14 protein-coding genes and 2 tRNA genes are annotated in these 17,924 nt (G+C 37.0%); 5 read left to right on the top strand and 11 right to left on the bottom strand.

Annotated elements, in window-relative coordinates:
* Positions 1 to 16 precede the first annotated feature (16 nt).
* Together purB and NOV28_RS01505 are read right to left on the bottom strand one after the other, a co-directional pair.
* Entirely contained in the window at positions 17 to 1,444 is a 1,428-nt protein-coding gene (gene purB, locus NOV28_RS01510) for an adenylosuccinate lyase (RefSeq protein ID WP_255926834.1), read from the bottom strand.
* Positions 1,445 to 1,548: 104 nt separating this feature from the next.
* Positions 1,549 to 2,355, bottom strand: a complete 807-nt coding sequence (locus NOV28_RS01505; RefSeq protein WP_255926832.1) for an SDR family oxidoreductase — start codon at positions 2,353 to 2,355, stop codon at positions 1,549 to 1,551.
* A gap of 52 nt (positions 2,356 to 2,407) precedes the next feature.
* Here NOV28_RS01505 and NOV28_RS01500 point away from each other — a divergent pair, with 52 nt between their 5' ends.
* On the top strand, positions 2,408 to 3,769 hold the full coding sequence (locus NOV28_RS01500; RefSeq protein ID WP_255926830.1) for an aldehyde dehydrogenase: 1,362 nt from the start codon (positions 2,408 to 2,410) through the stop codon (positions 3,767 to 3,769).
* Positions 3,770 to 3,803: 34 nt separating this feature from the next.
* Here the strand turns inward: NOV28_RS01500 and NOV28_RS01495 are convergent, their stop codons facing one another.
* Entirely contained in the window at positions 3,804 to 4,379 is a 576-nt protein-coding gene (locus NOV28_RS01495) for a thioredoxin family protein (RefSeq protein ID WP_255926828.1), read from the bottom strand.
* Positions 4,380 to 4,464: 85 nt separating this feature from the next.
* On the opposite strand from NOV28_RS01495, the gene NOV28_RS01490 reads away from it, so the two are divergent.
* Genes NOV28_RS01490 through NOV28_RS01480 form a run of 3 tightly spaced genes read left to right on the top strand, consistent with a single transcriptional unit; the run spans position 4,465 to position 6,896 of the window.
* A complete protein-coding gene (locus NOV28_RS01490) occupies positions 4,465 to 5,346 on the top strand; it encodes a lysophospholipid acyltransferase family protein (protein ID WP_255926826.1) in 882 nt (293 codons plus the stop codon).
* A gap of 11 nt (positions 5,347 to 5,357) precedes the next feature.
* Positions 5,358 to 6,320 carry a glycosyltransferase family 2 protein gene (locus NOV28_RS01485; protein ID WP_255928672.1) on the top strand — a complete coding sequence of 321 codons (963 nt, stop codon included), beginning with the start codon at positions 5,358 to 5,360 and terminating at the stop codon, positions 6,318 to 6,320.
* Between the two features lie 18 nt (positions 6,321 to 6,338).
* Complete coding sequence (locus NOV28_RS01480; protein ID WP_255926824.1) at positions 6,339 to 6,896, top strand: 3'-5' exonuclease; 558 nt, start codon at positions 6,339 to 6,341, stop codon at positions 6,894 to 6,896.
* A 2-nt stretch (positions 6,897 to 6,898) separates the two neighbouring features.
* Here the strand turns inward: NOV28_RS01480 and apaG are convergent, their stop codons facing one another.
* The 5 genes from apaG to NOV28_RS01455 form a co-directional block, all read right to left on the bottom strand.
* A complete protein-coding gene (gene apaG / locus NOV28_RS01475) occupies positions 6,899 to 7,285 on the bottom strand; it encodes a Co2+/Mg2+ efflux facilitator ApaG/CorD (RefSeq protein ID WP_255926822.1) in 387 nt (128 codons plus the stop codon).
* A gap of 91 nt (positions 7,286 to 7,376) precedes the next feature.
* Positions 7,377 to 8,633: a 2-oxoglutarate dehydrogenase complex dihydrolipoyllysine-residue succinyltransferase gene (odhB, locus tag NOV28_RS01470; RefSeq protein ID WP_255926820.1), complete on the bottom strand. Its 1,257-nt coding sequence runs from the start codon at positions 8,631 to 8,633 to the stop codon at positions 7,377 to 7,379.
* Between the two features lie 34 nt (positions 8,634 to 8,667).
* Positions 8,668 to 11,478, bottom strand: a complete 2,811-nt coding sequence (locus NOV28_RS01465; RefSeq protein WP_255926818.1) for a 2-oxoglutarate dehydrogenase E1 component — start codon at positions 11,476 to 11,478, stop codon at positions 8,668 to 8,670.
* A 98-nt stretch (positions 11,479 to 11,576) separates the two neighbouring features.
* Positions 11,577 to 12,614: an SRPBCC family protein gene (locus NOV28_RS01460; protein WP_255926817.1), complete on the bottom strand. Its 1,038-nt coding sequence runs from the start codon at positions 12,612 to 12,614 to the stop codon at positions 11,577 to 11,579.
* Positions 12,615 to 12,695: 81 nt separating this feature from the next.
* Positions 12,696 to 13,964, bottom strand: coding sequence for a glucose-1-phosphate adenylyltransferase (locus NOV28_RS01455; RefSeq protein ID WP_255926815.1), 1,269 nt, complete (start codon positions 13,962 to 13,964; stop codon positions 12,696 to 12,698).
* Between the two features lie 650 nt (positions 13,965 to 14,614).
* Between NOV28_RS01455 and NOV28_RS01450 the strand changes: the two genes are divergently transcribed.
* Positions 14,615 to 16,834, top strand: a complete 2,220-nt coding sequence (locus NOV28_RS01450; protein WP_255926814.1) for a glycoside hydrolase family 20 protein — start codon at positions 14,615 to 14,617, stop codon at positions 16,832 to 16,834.
* A gap of 453 nt (positions 16,835 to 17,287) precedes the next feature.
* Here NOV28_RS01450 and NOV28_RS01445 read toward each other — a convergent pair.
* The 3 genes from NOV28_RS01445 to trxA all read right to left on the bottom strand — a co-directional run bounded on the left by NOV28_RS01445 (position 17,288) and on the right by trxA (position 17,924).
* Positions 17,288 to 17,361, bottom strand: a tRNA-Asp gene (locus tag NOV28_RS01445).
* Between the two features lie 34 nt (positions 17,362 to 17,395).
* Positions 17,396 to 17,469 (bottom strand) — tRNA-Asp (locus NOV28_RS01440).
* 137 nt (positions 17,470 to 17,606) lie between these two features.
* Entirely contained in the window at positions 17,607 to 17,924 is a 318-nt protein-coding gene (trxA, locus tag NOV28_RS01435) for a thioredoxin (RefSeq protein WP_255926812.1), read from the bottom strand.

Below are 17,924 nucleotides of genomic sequence, written 5' to 3'. Positions count from 1 at the left end.
AATTGCCTGCATCGCTTTATACTTTAAGGTCAGCTTCTAAGCCAATCAAGTCGGAATATTTATCAAGAATCGGCTGTACCTCGTTCTGGATAAACTCTTCGGTTTGAATCGGTGCGAATCCGATGAAGTTTTTCGGATCGAGCATTTCCATGAACTTGGTTTTATCCAATTTCAGCGAATCGTCGTTCAAAATCCTTTCAATAAGGTCATTTTCTTTGCCTTCCATTTTCACTTTCTTGGAAGCTTCCATCGAGTGAACACGGATGGTTTCGTGGATTTCCTGACGATCACCACCGGCTTTCACTTCTTCCATGATGATGTATTCTGTCGCCATGAAAGGAAGCTCGTCCATGATGTGTTTCTTGATTCGGTTTTCGTAAACCACGATTCCGTTCATGATGTTGTTCCAAATCAACAAAATAGCGTCTACCGCAAGAAAAGACTGAGGAATTGCGAGTCTTTTGTTGGCAGAATCGTCCAAAGTTCTTTCAAACCATTGCGTTGCAGCCACCATCGCGGAACTTGAGGAAAGTGACATCACAAATTTCGACAGCGAACCAATTCTCTCTGAACGCATTGGATTTCTTTTGTAAGCCATCGCCGATGAACCGATTTGGTTTTTCTCGAAAGGTTCTTCAATTTCCTTTAAATTCTGCAAAAGTCGCAAATCATTGGTAAATTTATGTGCAGATTGAGCGATATTCGACAATAAAGCCAAAACTTTCGCATCAATTTTTCGGTCGTAAGTTTGCCCAGAAACGCCAAAAACTTTATCAAATCCAAAACGTTTTGAAAGTTCTGTATCCAAATGTTTAACTTTGGAATAATCGCCGTTGAAAAGTTCTAGAAAACTTGCTGCGGTTCCGGTAGTTCCTTTCACACCGCGGAATCTTAAAGTTTCGAGGAAAAATTCGAGTTCCTCAAAATCCAAAATTAATGATTGCAACCAAAGTGTTGCTCTTTTTCCGACGGTCGTCAATTGCGCGGGTTGATAATGCGTAAAACCGAGAGTTGGTAAATCTTTGTATTTTATAGCGAAATCGGAAAGATTTTTAATGACATTCACCATTTGTTTTCTCAAAAGCAACAATCCGTCACGCATTTGAATCAAATCGGTGTTATCGCCTACAAAAGCGGAAGTCGCACCCAAATGGATAATTCCTTTTGCGGAAGGAGCCGCATCGCCGTACGTGTGTACATGAGCCATCACGTCATGTCGGAATTTTTTTTCGTATTCTGCAGCTTTCACATAATCGATGTTTTCTGCATTTTCTTTGAGTTCTGCGATTTGTTCGTCGGAAATATCCAAACCAAGATCTTTTTCGATTTCGGCAAGGGCGATCCACAATTTTCGCCAGTTTCTGAACTTATTGTTCGGCGAAAAATTATAGAGCATTTCCTCACTTGAATAGCGTTCTTCAAGGGGATTTTTGTAGGAATTCATTCTTTCTTTTTACTTTTTTAGATGCACAAATTTAAGAAAAATATAAGAATTTGAAGGGTTGCATTTCTGTTTTTTTAGCATTAAAATCTACAACTTCACCTTGCTTATTTCCGACCTTTGAAATCTTTCATCGTATCATAAACTCCAAAAACATTTTTCATCACCCAATCAAATATAGGTAATGGTAAAATTCCTTGAGAAAGACGAATAAACCAATACGGAAGCGGCATCGCAAGCATTTTTGTTTTCGATTCAATGGCTTTAATAATCTTTTCAGCGGTTGGTTCAGGTTCTAGAATGGGCAATAATTTAGATTTCACGCCGTCAAACATTCCGGTATTGATATAAAAAGGCATGATCGTGGTGACCGAAATATTCTTGCCGAGTTGTTCCATTTCGAGGCGCAGACTATCGCTCCAGCCGACTACTGCCCATTTTGAAGCTGCGTAAACCGACATTTTCGGGTTAGAAATCAAACCTGCGGAAGAAGCAATATTGCAAATCGCTCCGGAATTTTCCGCCATCATTCCGGGTAAAAATTCTAAACCGATATGCATCACTGCATTGGAATTAATGTTCATGCTTTTTTCAATTTGTTCATGAGTGTGTTCATGAAAATATTTTCCGACCACAATTCCTGCGTTATTAATTAGAATATCTGTTTTTCCTACTTCTGTTCTTACTTTTTGGGCATTAATTTTAATTTGATCCAGATCGAAAACATCTACTTTATAAGTAAAAATTTCCCCACCAATTTTAGAAAATTCTTCTTTGGTTTTCACCAAAGCCTCTTCATTGATGTCCCAAATAATTAACTTACTAGCGCCTCTTTCCAGAGATTTTCTGGCCATAATTTTTCCAATTCCAGAACAACCGCCTGTGATGAGTACCGTTTTTTTCTTAAAATCCATCTTGTTTTAATCTGTTTATTTAAAGTAAATTTGTTTTTATAAAATAAATGTAATGAATTTCACAAAGATATTAGCCGATCAACGAGTATTTTTTAACAGCCAGAAAACAAAGAGTATTAAATTCAGAAAAATGTATCTGGAGAAACTGCGCGATTTAATCATTAAAAATGAAGAGTTTTTATATGAAGCGATTTACAAAGATTTCGGAAAATCCAGATTTGACACCTATAATACCGAGATTTCTTTTATCCTAAAAGACATTGAATATTACCTAAAAAATCTGAATTTACTGGCAAAACCCAAAAAAGTGAGAACCAATCTTGCCAACCAGTTGGGAAAGAGTAAAATCCACAGCGAACCCCTCGGTTGTACACTTGTCATCGGTGCATGGAATTATCCGTACCAACTTTCGCTTTCTCCTCTGGTTACTTCTATGGCAGCAGGAAACACCTGCATTATAAAACCTAGCGAAGTTGCTGAAAACACGATGAAAGCAATAGCAAAAATCATCAATGAAAATTTTCCTAATGATTATATTTTCGTGGCAGAAGGCGGTGTAGAGGAAATTACCGAAATTTTAAAACTAAAATTCGATAAAATATTTTTCACGGGAAGTACAAAAGTTGGCCAAATTGTATATGAAGCTGCTGCGAAAAATCTAACGCCCGTAACTTTGGAATTGGGCGGAAAAAGCCCGGCAATTGTCACTGCAAATGCAGACTTTGAGGTAGCCGCAAAAAGAATTGTTTGGGGAAAATTCTTGAATGCCGGACAAACTTGTGTGGCTCCGGATTATATTTTGGTGGATGAAAAAGTGAAAGACAGTTTTCTGGATACTTTGAAATCTTATATTCAAAAATTCAATTACCAACCAGATTCTGAACATTATACAAAAATCATCAATCAAAGAAATTTCGAGAGACTTGTGAACTTCATTGAAAAAGACAAAATCTATTTCGGAGGAAATCACGATTCACAAAAACTTCATATCGAACCCACAATTTTGCACCCAATCGATTGGGATGATGCGGTAATGCAGGAAGAAATTTTCGGTCCGATACTGCCAGTTTTGACTTTTAATAACTTAAATGAAGCTTTGCTTAAAATCTCAGAAAAAGAAAAACCTTTAGCAGCCTATCTTTTCACCAATAATTCTGAAGAAAAAGAAAGCTTTACTTCGAAAATTTCTTTTGGTGGTGGATGTATCAATGATGTGGTGATGCATTTGAGCAACGAAAATCTGCCATTCGGAGGCGTTGGAAATTCCGGAATCGGAAACTATCACGGAAAATTTGGTTTTGATACATTTTCTCATAAAAAATCCGTTCTGGAACGCGTCACTTGGGGCGAACCCGATCTAAAATATCCTCCTTATACAGAGAAAAAAATGACATGGATTAAGAAATTGCTATAAAAAAAAGTTCCGGAAATTTCCGGAACTTTTTGTTTTATGATTTTGGAACCCACTTCTCAAAGAATTCTTTCACTTTTTCTTTGCTGTAGCCTTTTCCCTCTTCCAACACTGCGCTGTCTTGCGTGTGAATCATTTTTCCGTCCTGATCTAAAACAACGAAAACCGGATAACCGAATTTCGCTCCAGGATTGTCATATTTAGCAAAAACCTTCTCGTTTTTGTTCTCCGGCGAATAATTCAAATGGTAATAAAGGTAATTTTCGTCTACTACTTCTTTCAATTCCGAAGTTGTTTGCACGAAATTATTGAATCTCAAACACCAAATACACCAGTTTCCTCCGGCTTGTAAAATGATATTTTTATTTTCAGCTTTTGCTTTTTTCACCAGTTCAGCAATTTTAGCTTCAGCATTTTCAGTTGCGTTATAAGGTTTCGGAAGTTTTGCTTTTTCCTCTGCTGCGCGTTTTTTGTTGGCGGCCACTATCGCTGCGCTGTCAACTTCCGCTACTGTCGACGTTTTCTCGGTAGTTGCGTCGGTTGATTGTGCAAATGTTACACTCCCGATACTAAGTGCCGAGAACATCATCAATTTTATCTTACTGCTTTTCATTGATTTTTCAATTAAATTAATGCTGCAAAATAACAAAAATAGCGCCAACTATAAACTTTATAATTCCTAAATTTGCAAAACACTTATGAATTTTTTATTTAAAATAATTATCCTTTTTTCGAAATTACCCTTAAAGGTTTTGTATTGGCTGTCCGATTTTATTTTCGTGATACTTTACTCCGTAGTTGGCTATCGAAAAGAGGTTGTATTCCAAAATCTGAAAAATTCTTTCCCAGATAAAAGCGATTCGGAACTGAAAATCATCAGAAAGAAATTTTACCATAATTTCTGCGATTATGTTGTGGAAACTTTAAAATCTTTCACCATTTCTTCCCACGAATTGCGGGTTCGCGTGCAACATCTTAATCAAGACGTTTTTCATGAAGCCAAAGCGGAAAACAAAAATATAATTCTTCTCGCAGGACATATTTTTAATTGGGAATGGTTCAATGCAATGGCTACGATTATTCCTCAGGAAAAAAGTTTTCCCGTGTATCGCAAAGTTCAGAGCAGTTTCTGGGAACAGAGAGTAAAGGAAATCCGCAACCGTTTTGGCAATCACGCCTTGGAAGCCAAAGAAGTCATCCGACATATTTTTAAAAATCCTAATGATGGAAATTCGGTGTATATGTTCGTTGCCGATCAAACTCCTCATGTTTCTGAAGTAACTTATGGACTGAATTTTCTCAACCAAAAAACACCGGCTTTCATAGGGTACGACAGGCTTTCGACCAGAATGGATCTGGCGTTTGTTTTTTGTGAAATGAAAAAAGTAAAACGTGGATATTATCAAGTTAATTACTACCGAATCGAGCCCGATGGCGAAAAATTTGAAGAATATGAAGTGGTAAGAAAGTTCCATAAAATGCTCGAAACCACCATCAATAAAAGACCCGATAATTATCTTTGGTCTCACCGAAGATGGAAATATCAGCATGCGATAAAAGTAATGGAAACCCGAATTTAATCCTTATTGATTTGAAAGTAGCGATCGCAATTCTCAACTGGAACGGAAAAAATTGGTTAGAAAAATTTCTTCCCAATGTGATTTCACATTCCCAAAATGCTGAACTTTATGTCATCGACAATGCATCAACCGATGATTCCGTAGATTTTCTGAAATCCAGTTTTCCGGGGGTGAAAATCGTGCAAAATATTACCAACTCAGGATTTGCAGGCGGTTATAATGAAGGTTTAAAAAAAATTGATGCAGAAGTTTTCTGTCTCCTGAATTCTGATGTTGAAGTAACCGAAAACTGGCTAAACCCCGTTCTCGAATTATTTGAAAAAGATCAAAATATTGCAGCGATTCAACCTAAAATATTGGCTTATCATCGGAAAAATCACTTTGAATTTGCCGGCGCTGGTGGCGGATTAATTGACAACCTTGGTTATCCATATTGTCGCGGTAGAATTTTTGATAAAATTGAAGAAGACAAAGGTCAATACAATGATGAAACCGAGATTTTCTGGGCATCGGGTTGTTGTTTATTTGTTCGATCCAAAGATTTTTGGGCAGAAAATGGTTTTGATGAAAGATTTTTTGCGCATCAAGAAGAAATTGATTTGTGTTGGCGTTTGAAAAACTCTGGAAAGAAAATATTCTATACCGGAAAATCTACTGTTTATCATGTCGGCGGCGGAACATTAAACAAAGAAAATCCAAAGAAAACGTACCTTAACATCCGAAATAATCTTTCAATGTTGCTGAAAAACTTGTCTTTTCCAAAACTGGTCTGGTTGATATTTTTCAGATTATGTTTGGACGGAATTGCCGGTTTATATTTTGGTTTCAAAAACGGTCCGGCTCATTTATGGGCGGTTGTGAGAGCCCATTTTGGGTTCTATGCACAACTTCCGGGAACCATAAAACGGAGAAAAAAACATCAAATAGAGAATTATTACCAATCAAAATGGTTGATTTTCAAACATTTTATTTAAAAATTCAAACCATAAAAAATGCTTGATTTTTGCGCCATCGATTTTGAAACTGCTACTCACGAACGTAATTCCGCTTGTGAAATGGGAATTTGTGTAGTGGAAAATGGTGAAATTGTGAAAACCCAAACCTGGCTCATCAAACCGCCGAGTTTTCCTTATTTCAATCCACGAAATATCGACGTACACGGAATTCGGCCGGAAGATGTGCAAAACTCTCCTACTTTTGAAGAAGTATGGCATGAAGCTGAAAATTTAATGTACGGAAATCTGATGATCGCTCACAACGCGGCTTTCGATGCAGGTGTACTAAGAAGTAGTTTGGATTATTATGGTTTTTTCAAACCGAAAATGGAATATCTGTGTTCCATTCAAATTGCGAAAAAATCTTGGAAAAATTTACCAAGATATGGTTTGAAAAGCCTTGCAGAACAACATCAATTATCTTTCAACCACCACCGCGCAGGCGATGACGCAGAAGTTTGTGCGAAAATTTCACTTTTGGCATTTCAAAATTTGATGATTACAAGAAATGATGAAGTGAAGGAAGTGATGAAAAAAAGTGTGAAGATGTTATAAAATCAATTGCTTAAAACTTCCGCCATCAGATTAAATTTCGGAATTTCGATTTCCAAAGGCTTATTGTTTAACAGATTTTTACAAAAATACATCCCACTCATACTCCCAACACCGGAACGCAAAACGACATGAGAGAAGTATTTGAATTCTTCACCGGGATTAATTTCGGGAGTTAAACCAATCACGCCATCTCCCGCTACTTCTGTGAAACCGAAGCCCACATCGTAAATAAGCCATCTTCTTTTGAGAAGAACAATAGGATTTTCGCCCAAATTTTCAATAGTAACATTGTAACGAAAAACAAATCTGTTTTCTGAGGGAAAACTGTTTTTAGCGTCGTATTCCGGAATCACTGTGACTTTAATGTCGAAAGTAGTGGTAGAAAACATATCATTTGGTTTTTAGAATTTACTGATATCAATACAAAAATCCCGCCTTTTTATGGACGGGATTATTGTTATTTAAAAACTTTAAAATTAATTAAAGTTCTAATGCTTTTCTCTCGTCGCCGTTCATTAAGAATTCTACTGGATTATCAATTGCTTCTTTTACAGCAACTAAGAAACCTACAGATTCTTTTCCGTCGATAATTCTGTGGTCATAAGAAAGTGCAACATACATCATCGGGCGAATTACCACTTGTCCATCAACAGCCATTGGTCTTTGAAGAATGTTGTGCATACCTAAAATAGCAGATTGTGGCGGGTTGATAATTGGTGTTGACATCATTGAACCGAAAGTTCCACCATTAGTAACTGTGAATGTTCCACCTGTCATTTCATCAACAGTAATTTTTCCGGTTCTCACTTTATCGGCAAGATCTTTAATGTTAGCTTCTACCCCTCTGAAAGTCATGTTTTCAGCATTTCTAAGAACAGGAACCATCAAACCTTTCGGTCCGGAAACAGCAATAGAAATATCGCAGAAGTCGTAGTTAATTTTATAATCTCCGTCGATGGAAGCATTCACATCAGGATACATTTGCAATGCACGAGTAACTGCTTTGGTGAAGAATGACATGAAACCTAAACCAACGCCGTGTTTCGCAGCAAATTCTTCTTTATATTGTTTTCTGATTCTGAAAATTTCAGACATGTCCACTTCGTTGAAAGTAGTCAACATTGCTGTTTCGTTTTTCACAGATACCAATCTTGCAGCGATTTTTCTTCTAAGAACTGAAAGTTTAGTAGTATTAGAACCTCTGGATCCACCTGTAGAAGAAGGAGTTCCCATAGCCGCAACTTGCGCAGTTTGAGCATCATCTTTGGTGATTCTTCCATCTTTTCCGGTACCTGAAACTTGTGCAGCTGGAATTCCTTTTTCATCAAGAATTTTCTTAGCAGCAGGCGAAGGAGTTCCTGTAGCGTAAGAAGTTGCAGTAGTTTTTTCTTCTTTCTGCGCTTCCTGAACGATCGCAGGTTTTTCAACCACTTTTTGTTCCGCTTGAGGAGCTTCAGCATTTTCAGCTTTCGGAGCAGCTTCACCGGCTGGTTTCGCAGCATCCATATCGATAAGACAAACAACCTGACCAACTTGTACCACCTCGCCTTCTTCAGCTTTTAAGGTGATAACTCCACTTTGCTCAGCAGGTAATTCAAGTGTTGCTTTATCGGAATCTACTTCGGCAATTGGTTGATCTTTTTCTACATAATCGCCGTCTTTTACCAACCAAGATGCGATTTCAACTTCGGTGATGGATTCTCCCGGAGAAGGGACTTTCATTTCTAATATTGACATCGTGAATATTTTTTTTTATTATTTAAAATTGAAATTATGCGGTAACCGGTCTTTTTGCAGGCGCATCGTCTCGGTCGAAAACTCTATTAATTACGTTATTTTGATTTTTTTCAAACATTTTATGACTTCCCGGAGCTGGTGAACCACTTGCTACAGGCGCGATTACATCGATATTGGATTTTCTGAAGTTTCGTAAAATATAATTCCATGCACCCATATTTTCAGGTTCTTCCTGTACCCAAAGCAATTGTTTTCTGTTGCTATATTTGCTTAAAATTTCCTCTACCTTATCTTGCTGAAGTGGATATAGTTGCTCTAATCTTACCAAAGCAATATTTTCGCAAGCTAGTTCTTCTTTTTTAGCTAAAAGTTCGTAGTAAATCTTACCTGAACAAAGCACCAATTTCTCTATTTTTTCAGGATTTGCAGTTGCATCATCCAAAATTGGTTGGAAGCTTCCTGTTGCAAAATCTTCAAGAGGAGAAACTACTTGCGGATGTCTTAGCAATGATTTTGGAGTCATTACAACAAGAGGTTTTCTGAAATTCCACTTCATTTGTCTTCTCAGAAGGTGGAAATAGTTTGCAGGAGTAGTCGCATTAGCTACCGTCATATTTTCATTTGCACCAAGACCTAAGAATCTTTCAAGTCTCGCGGAAGAGTGTTCCGCACCCTGTCCTTCGAAACCATGCGGAAGAAGCATTACCAATCCGTTTTGGACTTTCCATTTTTCTTCTGCAGCGGCTAAATATTGATCAACAATAATTTGCGCTCCGTTCACAAAATCACCAAACTGAGCTTCCCAAATGGTCAATGTATTCGGTGAAGCCATTGCATATCCATAATCGAAACCTAAAACTCCGTATTCGGAAAGGTGAGAATTGTAAACATCAAAACGGCTCTCAGAAATATGTCTTAATGGGATATATTCTTCCTCGGTATCTTCCGTTTTCACAACAGCATGACGGTGAGAGAATGTTCCTCTTTCCACATCTTCCCCAGAAATTCTCACGTTATTGCCTTCAACTAATAAAGTTGCATACGCCAACCATTCACCCAAAGCCCAATCCAAAGAATTGCCTTCGATCATTTTCAAACGATTTTCGAAAAGTCGGGTAATTTTGTTGATGAATTTTTTATCAGCCGGCAAAGTAGTCATTTCTACTGCCAGTTTTTTCAATTTATCAAGATCAAATCCTGTATCTACAGCATTTTGCATAGCTCCTCTCGGGCAAAGCGGATATTGTTTCCAGTCCTCCGCCATGAAGATATCCATGGTGTTTTTTGCAATTTCTTTGGAAGCATCGAAATCAGCATCTAAAAGCGTTTTGAATTCGGTTTCCATTTTCTTGAGCACCTCATCAGAAACAATTCCTTCTTTGATGAGTTGTTCTTTGTAAATTTCTCTCGGGTTTTTATGTTTTGAGATCAATTTGTATAAATTCGGTTGGGTGAATCTTGGTTCATCACCTTCATTGTGACCGTATTTTCTGTACCCTAAAAGATCGATGTACACATCTTTACCAAACTCAGCACGGAAATCGGCAGCAAATCTAATCGCGTGAACTACCGCTTCCACATCATCTGCATTCACATGCATCACAGGAGATTCGGTTACTTTTGCGATATCGGTACAATAAGTTGATGAACGCGCATCCAAATAATTGGTGGTAAATGAAACCTGGTTATTCACAACAATATGAACCGTTCCACCAGTTTTGTAACCTTCCAAAGTCATCATTTGTGCGATTTCGTACACAATTCCTTGTCCGGCAATCGCTCCGTCACCGTGAATAACGATCGGTAATACTTTTTTATAATCTTTATACTTATCGTCTACTTTCGCACGGCAAATTCCTTCAACCAAAGCAGCAACCGTTTCCAGGTGGGAAGGGTTTGGCGTTAAGTTGATAGAAACCTCCTCGCCGGAAGCAGTTTTTATTTTTTTAGATGAACCCAAGTGATATTTCACATCACCGGAGAATACATCTTCTTCAAATTCTTTTCCTTCAAATTCTGAGAAAATCTGCTTGTAAGATTTTCCGAAAATATTGGTCAATACGTTCAATCTACCTCTGTGTGCCATTCCGAGAACGACCTCATCAACACCCAATTGCGATGAACGGGTAATCAACTGATCCAAAGCAGGAATCAAAGACTCGCCACCTTCGAGGGAAAATCTTTTTTGCCCAACAAATTTGGTATGAAGATAATTTTCAAAAGCAACTGCTTGATTGAGTTTTCCTAAGATTTCAGTTTTCTCTGCAGCATTCAATTTTGCATGATTTTCATTCACCTGAAGCCATTCTCTGATGAAGTTTTTCTCCTTAACGTTATTGATATGCATATACTCAACGCCGATAGATTCGCAATAGATTTTTTCTAAATGATTGATAATCTCTTGCAAAGTTGCGGCAGCAGGCATTCCTGTTTCTGTAGCAGAGTTGAATTTTTTGTTCAAATCTTGTTGAGAAAGCCCAAAATTTTCAATCGCCAAGGTAGGTTCGTAATGTCTTCTTTCTCTTACCGGATTGGTATTGGTGAAAAGATGACCTCTTTGTCTGTATGCCTCAATAAGGTTCAAAACCTTGAATTCCTTTTGAATATCATCAGGAATTAGTCCGTTTGCTGCAGCATTGTTTGCCAATTGCACCGCATTCGGAGCCGAAGCTACAAAGTTGTTATCTCCCGGAGTTTCATCGCCATAATTCTCCAATGCAAAATCAAATCCCTGGAAAAATGCTTTCCAGGAAGGCTCTAAACTATCGGGATATTTTAAATATTGTTGGTATAAGTCTTCTATTAACTGCGAATGTGCAGCATTCAGAAATGAAAATTTGTCCATTATTTACAGATTAACTGTTGGTTTTTATTTAAAAGACAAATTTAGCAAAAAAAAGTGAAGTACTAAAGCCGAAAACCCTTTAAAAATAAGTTAAATATTTATCTAAAAACCGGCAACGATAATTTCAAGAGTGTATTTGTTTCGGAGCTTGGCTCTTCAAGGAAAGTTTGTTGCAAATCTCCCGTTCTCATGGTGTCGTGTTTTGCTTTTAAAAGAAGCTGCTGAATCGCCTTGACGCGCCCGGAATAATTGCCTCGATAGTAAATCACATAGTTTCTGGAAGCATTTACTGTTCTGAAACTGAAATTATTATCAGAAACCCCAATTCTTTTCGAAAGTGGAATTCCGTAGTAATAAGAAACCTCTTTATCCTTGAAATTATCTGCATCAGTGATTAACACAGGTTCTCCGTATTCGTCATTTCTTTTTCCTAAATCCATTTTTATGTAATTCAGGGTTTTGTTGTGATTCATGACGATATTTTTGAAGAGAGCGTCCTTGGTATTTTTAGAATTCACATTGATCCCGAGAAGCAGTTGCCCTTGTTGTTCTTCCACCATTAAACTATCAAATTTCAAATTCTCAAGTTGTTGTTCTTTTTGAACTTTATTTCCCAGAACATCCATGAGATTTTTCATGCTTAAATCAATCTTTTCAGCAATGAAATCTTCAGTAATTAAATTCAGCGACCGCTTCAATAAAGGTTGTTTTGGAGTATGAATGTACCATGTAACCGATGTTTTGTTGTTTTGAGAACGGAACTTCACATCTATCAGGTAAGGATTGTTTCTTTTTCCTTCAAAAAGTTGGTAACGAAGCGTTCGATTAGGGTTTTCGTAGCGAATGAAGAAATCACCGAATTGATCCGCATCTTTTTTGTTGTGATAACTCATCGAACTTCCCTGCCCTTCATAAGGAGTGAAATAATCGAAAGTGAAATCCTGATCTTCTGAGAAAAAGGCATTCCAACGGGTGAAATTCTGCAAGTTATTAAACTGTGGAAAAACCCGATCTACAGGATAAGCAATTTCTTTTTGAATGGTAAAGCTTTTTGCATCCTCCACAAACGTCATCGCAACAGCATAAACTGCCATCGCAAAAAGCACCAATAAACTCCCTAATTTTAACCAACGCATGGGGCAAAAATACAAAAAACCACTTCAAAAAAAACACGACAATAAAAATATTGCCGGGTTGGATGTTTCCTAAAAAAAATTTTAAGGAATAATTGTGCCGGGTTGGATGACTGCGTTTTTCTTTACGACCACAATTCCGTCTTTGATGGAATAGCTTTCAAAATCTCCATCTTGAAGATGTTTTCCTCCGATAATTCTTACATTATCGCCGATGTAGCAGTTTTTATCTAGAATGGCTCGCTCGATATAGCAATATTTACCTACACCCAAATTAGGCACCCCATGTTGATCATTCGCTACAATATCTTTGGTATCCTGATAGAAATCTGCTCCCATCATGTAGGTATCCATCAATGTACTTCCTTTGTCGATGCGGCTTCGGTTTCCTACAATTGAATTTTCTATTTTATCGGCCATTACAATACATCCATCTCCGAAAATCGCTTTGCTCACATAAGAACCGAGAATTTTAGAAGGAGGCAACATTCTCGCTCTGGTGTAGATCGGCGCATTGCTAAATAGATTAAAATGAGGAAAATCTCTGGTCAAATCGATATTGGCATCGAAGAAAGAATCAATCGTACCGATATCAGTCCAGTATCCATCGTATTGAAAACTCAATGTTTTATAGGTTCCTAAAGCATTTGGAATCAACTCTCCCCCGAAATCGTCGCCGGGCATATTTTCAAACATCTTTTTGAGGACATTTTTACTGAACACATAAATCCCCATTGAAGCGAGGTATTCTTTCCCTTCAGATTTACTTTTTTCAGAAACTTCAGATTTCCAATCTTCAAGAATATCGTGTGATGGTTTCTCAACAAAAGATGTAATGTTTCCTTGATCATCCGACTTTAAAATTCCGAATCCGGGGGCGTCTTTGCAATTTACCGGAATAGTCGCAATAGTGATATCGCCTTCATTTTTGCAATGGAAATCAATCATTTCACGGAAATCCATCTGATAAAGTTGATCTCCGGAAAGAATTAAAATATAGTCGTATTCGTATTTTGACAAGTGTTTCATCGACTGTCGCACCGCATCTGCCGTACCTTGATACCATTGGTCATTTTCAACATTTTGCTCGGCTGCGAGAATATCCACGAAGCCTTTGCTAAAGATATCAAAGTGATAAGAGTTCTTGATATGCGAATTGAGCGAAGCAGAGTTGAACTGAGTAAGCACCAAAATCCTATTAAATCCCGAATTGAGGCAATTGGAAATCGGAATATCCACTAACCTGTATTTTCCGGCAATAGGCACTGCGGGTTTCGAACGCGAATAAGTTAATGGAAACAGTCGAGTTCCCCTGCCACCACCAAGAACTATAGAAATCACACTGGGTTTCATATTGTGTATTTTTTTAATATTTTTAATGCGTTTGGATTCATAACAATATTAGCATTTTTTACGCATCCTACAAAATATTATTTGATGATGATTATTAGTTTAAAGAAATTTTAACATCATTTAAACCTCCCTAGCTTTACGAAATCGTAAACTGAAGATGCTATCAGATGTAACATTATTAAAACTATATTACTTGTATTTCAGGACGGGTCACTTCTAGGATACTTCGAGATAAGTCCATAGTAAATCTATAGTAAGTCCATAGTAAGTCTAATAAAACATTGGAAAAACAATGGATTTTTAATACTTTTTTATTGAAGATAACTCGAAGTTGATACGGTACTTATGGGTAGCTAACCCGTCTTTAACATGCATTTGGTATGGACAGCATTAGACAAACCTACGCTACATGCTTCTGCCGAATCTTTCAAGTTGTTATTTTTTCATTGATGACCTAATTATTAAAAATAACCTATAGCTTTCACAGCACTGATTATCTTTGATTTACAGAAAAACAGAATCGAAAATTAATTTTTACGGAAAATATTGTTTTTATAAAAAAAATGATTAACATTTGTACTTTCTTATTTAACTTTTTATAAGAAAACGGTATTTACAAAAATATACTTTATGAAAGTACTTGTAATTGAATGAAAGAAACCTGTATTACCCTATTTTTTCTTATGATTGCAAGCATTCATCATGCACAAAAGAGGGAGATATGCCTGACAAAATCAGGAAATTCCTCGTACGCCATACTCATTTCTGAAAAGGCTGGAACAACAGAAATAAAAGCTGCCCAAATAATCTCTCACTATTTTCAGGAAGTAACCGGAATAAACCTTCCCATTGAGAATCACAAGACTCCTCATCATGATTACCTCATCATCCGTGAAAAGGAGATGCAAGACCTCACCTCAAAACAAGATGCCTTTGAAATCAAGAATGAGGGCAAGGATATTCTATTGATTGGAAATCCAAATAAGGGCGTCCTTTACGCAGTATATCATTTTATAGAAAACTATTTACAATGTAAAAAATGGGCACCCAACGAGCCTGCTGTATGCCCATCTTTAAAAGAGATTAATATAGAACTCCCCTTACAAATCAACGAAAGCCCTTCATTCAATTATAGAGAAATTCACTCTACCGCCATCAATGATCAAGAGTATATGGATTGGCATAAATTACACTATCTCGAAGACTTATGGGGACTTTGGGGACATAGCTATAACCGATTAGTGTCCCCAGAAAATTTTAAGGCACATCCCGAGTATTTTGCATTTTTTCAAGGAAAAAGAAGACCAGAGCAACTTTGTTTATCCAATGAAAAAGTATTTGAAGAGACCATTGTTTCGTTAGAAAAACTTTTTAAAGAACATCCAACGGCAAAGTACTGGTCCATAAGTCCCAACGATGATATTGGATATTGTGAATGTGATCTATGCAGACCCATTAATGAAGCAGAAGGAGGTCCTCAAGGTCCACTTATGCGATTTATCAATAAAATATCAGAAAGATATCCAGAAAAAAAATTCACAACTCTCGCTTACGGTTCTACAAGCAGACCGCCCTTACAAACAAGACCTCGAGAAAATGTAATCATCTTTTTAAGTAATATAGACCTTTTTCGAAATGATCCGGTTGCAAAAGAAAAATCTGCTGCATTTTTTGTCGACAACCTCAAGGGCTGGTTACAGAAAACGCCCAATGTATTTATTTGGGATTATTATACCCAATTTACCAATTATGTAGCACCGTTTCCTGATGTATTAAATATTGGAGAAAATATAGAATACTATAAAACGATGAATGTAGATGGAGTCTTTGCCCAACTAGGCGGTAATCATTACGTACACCAAAATGAGATTAAAACCTATTTATTAGCCAAAAAACTATGGAATAGCAGTGAAAATACCGATCAATTGCTTGATGATTTCCTAGCGGGATATTATCAAAAAGCTGCACCACGCATTAAGGAATATCTTCAGAAAATGAAGTTTTATTTAAAAGAAAGCGGAAGGAATCTGGATATTTATGGAAATCCTGTAAGTGAATACCAATCTTATTTAACTCCCGAAATTATGGATGAGATGAGCAGCCTCTTTGACGACGCAGAAAAAACATCAGGAGACAGGCAGATCATCCACCGGATACAAAAACTTAGGTTAGCCTTTGATTATGCCTATCTGCAACAAGCGCGATTCTACGGTCGTGATAAAAATGGGATCTATGTCCAAAATCAAAATGGGAAATGGATCTTAAATAAAACGATCCCCAAAAGGGTAAAAACTTTCATTAGCACTGCAAAAAAGGTGGGAATCACAGAACTAGCCGAAAGCGGCTATTCCCTTAAAACATACGAAACAGAATGGAAAAAAATAATAAAGACCGGAGTCTTAGACAATTCAGCGATTGGATCAGAGGTTCATTTTGAGCATCCATGGATTTCTGATTTTCCAGGAAAAAAAGAAAAAACACTAACAGATGGAATGTATGGATTCCCAGATTTCAGCTACAACTGGCTTCTATTTAATCTTTCCAATACCATAACCTTAAAAATGGATTCCCCTAAAAGAGTTCATGATATATCGATGTCATTTTTAGAAGATCAGCGACACTGGATATTCCTACCCAATAATGTACAAGTATCCGTTTCAAAAGATGGGATTAATTATCAGGTATTCTCTCCACAGATGCTAAATACTGAAGAAAACTATTCGATAAACACTCAAAAAACTACTTTCATCGTGGATGATGTCATACAGTATATTAAAGTCTCATTTACTCCTTTAGATCAATTGCCAGAATGGAAAAGCCATCCTAATAAAAAGCCATTAGTAGCTATCGATGAAATATGGGTCAATTGAAACAAATTGTCATATTTAAAATGAGTTTGTTTAAAATTTTGGGTAGTTAGTTTGAGCGTTTTCCTACTTGATTACACGATGTATATCTTCAAAAGAAAGTGTAGGTTAAAAATAATTTTATCAATTTTTACCTACAAGATGTTCAATTTGCGAACGCCTATTAACACAGGGTTTTGGAGTGGTTCGGTGTCCTTGTTTTTCTCAATTCGGTGTCCTTTTTTGTTGAGGTATCCTCGTTTTTTGAGAATGAATTTCTCGATTCGGATTTTCTAAGAAAATCTTTCTCTTTTCTGATTTTTAATTCGGTGTCCTTTTTATTTTCAATTTAGAAAGGTAATCGAATTGGACTCCTAATTTTTGTTTTTTTTGTCGGATTCTGCATTTCAAGCAAAATAAAAACCCCTTAAATCCACAAGATTTAAGGGGTTTTGTAATAAATTGCATTTCTGCTTGCGATCCGGACGGGACTCGAACCCGCGACCTCCGCCGTGACAGGGCGGCATTCTAACCAGCTGAACTACCGGATCAATTTTTTGAAGATAAAATTGTAAATCTTTTCTGCGATCCGGACGGGACTCGAACCCGCGACCTCCGCCGTGACAGGGCGGCATTCTAACCAGCTGAACTACCGGATCTTTAGAATTACCTACTCAGAAAGTTTCTTTCTTTTTGGTGAGTGCAAAAATACAACTTTTTGGCTATCTACAAAATGTTTTTGCAAAAAAAATGCTTTCTTTTTCGGAAAGCATTGATTCTTATGGGATTATTTTTTCTATAAATGTGCAGATAATTTCTCAGCAATCACTTCTTTGGAAGCAACTCCTACAATTTTATCTACTACTTCCCCGTTTTTGAAGATTAAAACGGTAGGAATATTTCTGATGCCGTAATCCACAGAAACCTGCTGATTGTTGTCAACATCTACTTTTCCTACAACCGCTTTTCCTTCGAAATCAGTTGCAATTTCTTCTACAATTGGTCCCAACATTCTACATGGTCCACACCATACTGCCCAAAAGTCAACTAATACAGGTTTATCTGAATTCAAAACCATTTCTTGGAATGACTGATCTGTTATTTCTAATGCCAT

This window comes from Kaistella montana (assembly GCF_024436175.1).
GTDB classification, from domain to species: domain Bacteria; phylum Bacteroidota; class Bacteroidia; order Flavobacteriales; family Weeksellaceae; genus Kaistella; species Kaistella montana.
The sequence above is the reverse complement of the archived record's forward strand: the minus strand, read 5'-3'. Positions and strand labels throughout refer to the sequence as shown.

What these genes read in the sequence shown, in the direction of transcription:
- purB (WP_255926834.1), bottom strand. Translation starts at nt 1,444, where the DNA reads ATGAATTCCTACAAAAATCCCCTTGAAGAACGCTATTCAAGTGAGGAA.
- NOV28_RS01505 (WP_255926832.1), bottom strand. Translation starts at nt 2,355, where the DNA reads ATGGATTTTAAGAAAAAAACGGTACTCATCACAGGCGGTTGTTCTGGA.
- NOV28_RS01500 (WP_255926830.1), top strand. Translation starts at nt 2,408, where the DNA reads ATGAATTTCACAAAGATATTAGCCGATCAACGAGTATTTTTTAACAGC.
- NOV28_RS01495 (WP_255926828.1), bottom strand. Translation starts at nt 4,379, where the DNA reads ATGAAAAGCAGTAAGATAAAATTGATGATGTTCTCGGCACTTAGTATC.
- NOV28_RS01490 (WP_255926826.1), top strand. Translation starts at nt 4,465, where the DNA reads ATGAATTTTTTATTTAAAATAATTATCCTTTTTTCGAAATTACCCTTA.
- NOV28_RS01480 (WP_255926824.1), top strand. Translation starts at nt 6,339, where the DNA reads ATGCTTGATTTTTGCGCCATCGATTTTGAAACTGCTACTCACGAACGT.
- apaG (WP_255926822.1), bottom strand. Translation starts at nt 7,285, where the DNA reads ATGTTTTCTACCACTACTTTCGACATTAAAGTCACAGTGATTCCGGAA.
- odhB (WP_255926820.1), bottom strand. Translation starts at nt 8,633, where the DNA reads ATGTCAATATTAGAAATGAAAGTCCCTTCTCCGGGAGAATCCATCACC.
- NOV28_RS01465 (WP_255926818.1), bottom strand. Translation starts at nt 11,478, where the DNA reads ATGGACAAATTTTCATTTCTGAATGCTGCACATTCGCAGTTAATAGAA.
- NOV28_RS01460 (WP_255926817.1), bottom strand. Translation starts at nt 12,614, where the DNA reads ATGCGTTGGTTAAAATTAGGGAGTTTATTGGTGCTTTTTGCGATGGCA.
- NOV28_RS01455 (WP_255926815.1), bottom strand. Translation starts at nt 13,964, where the DNA reads ATGAAACCCAGTGTGATTTCTATAGTTCTTGGTGGTGGCAGGGGAACT.
- NOV28_RS01450 (WP_255926814.1), top strand. Translation starts at nt 14,615, where the DNA reads ATGAAAGAAACCTGTATTACCCTATTTTTTCTTATGATTGCAAGCATT.
- trxA (WP_255926812.1), bottom strand. Translation starts at nt 17,924, where the DNA reads ATGGCATTAGAAATAACAGATCAGTCATTCCAAGAAATGGTTTTGAAT.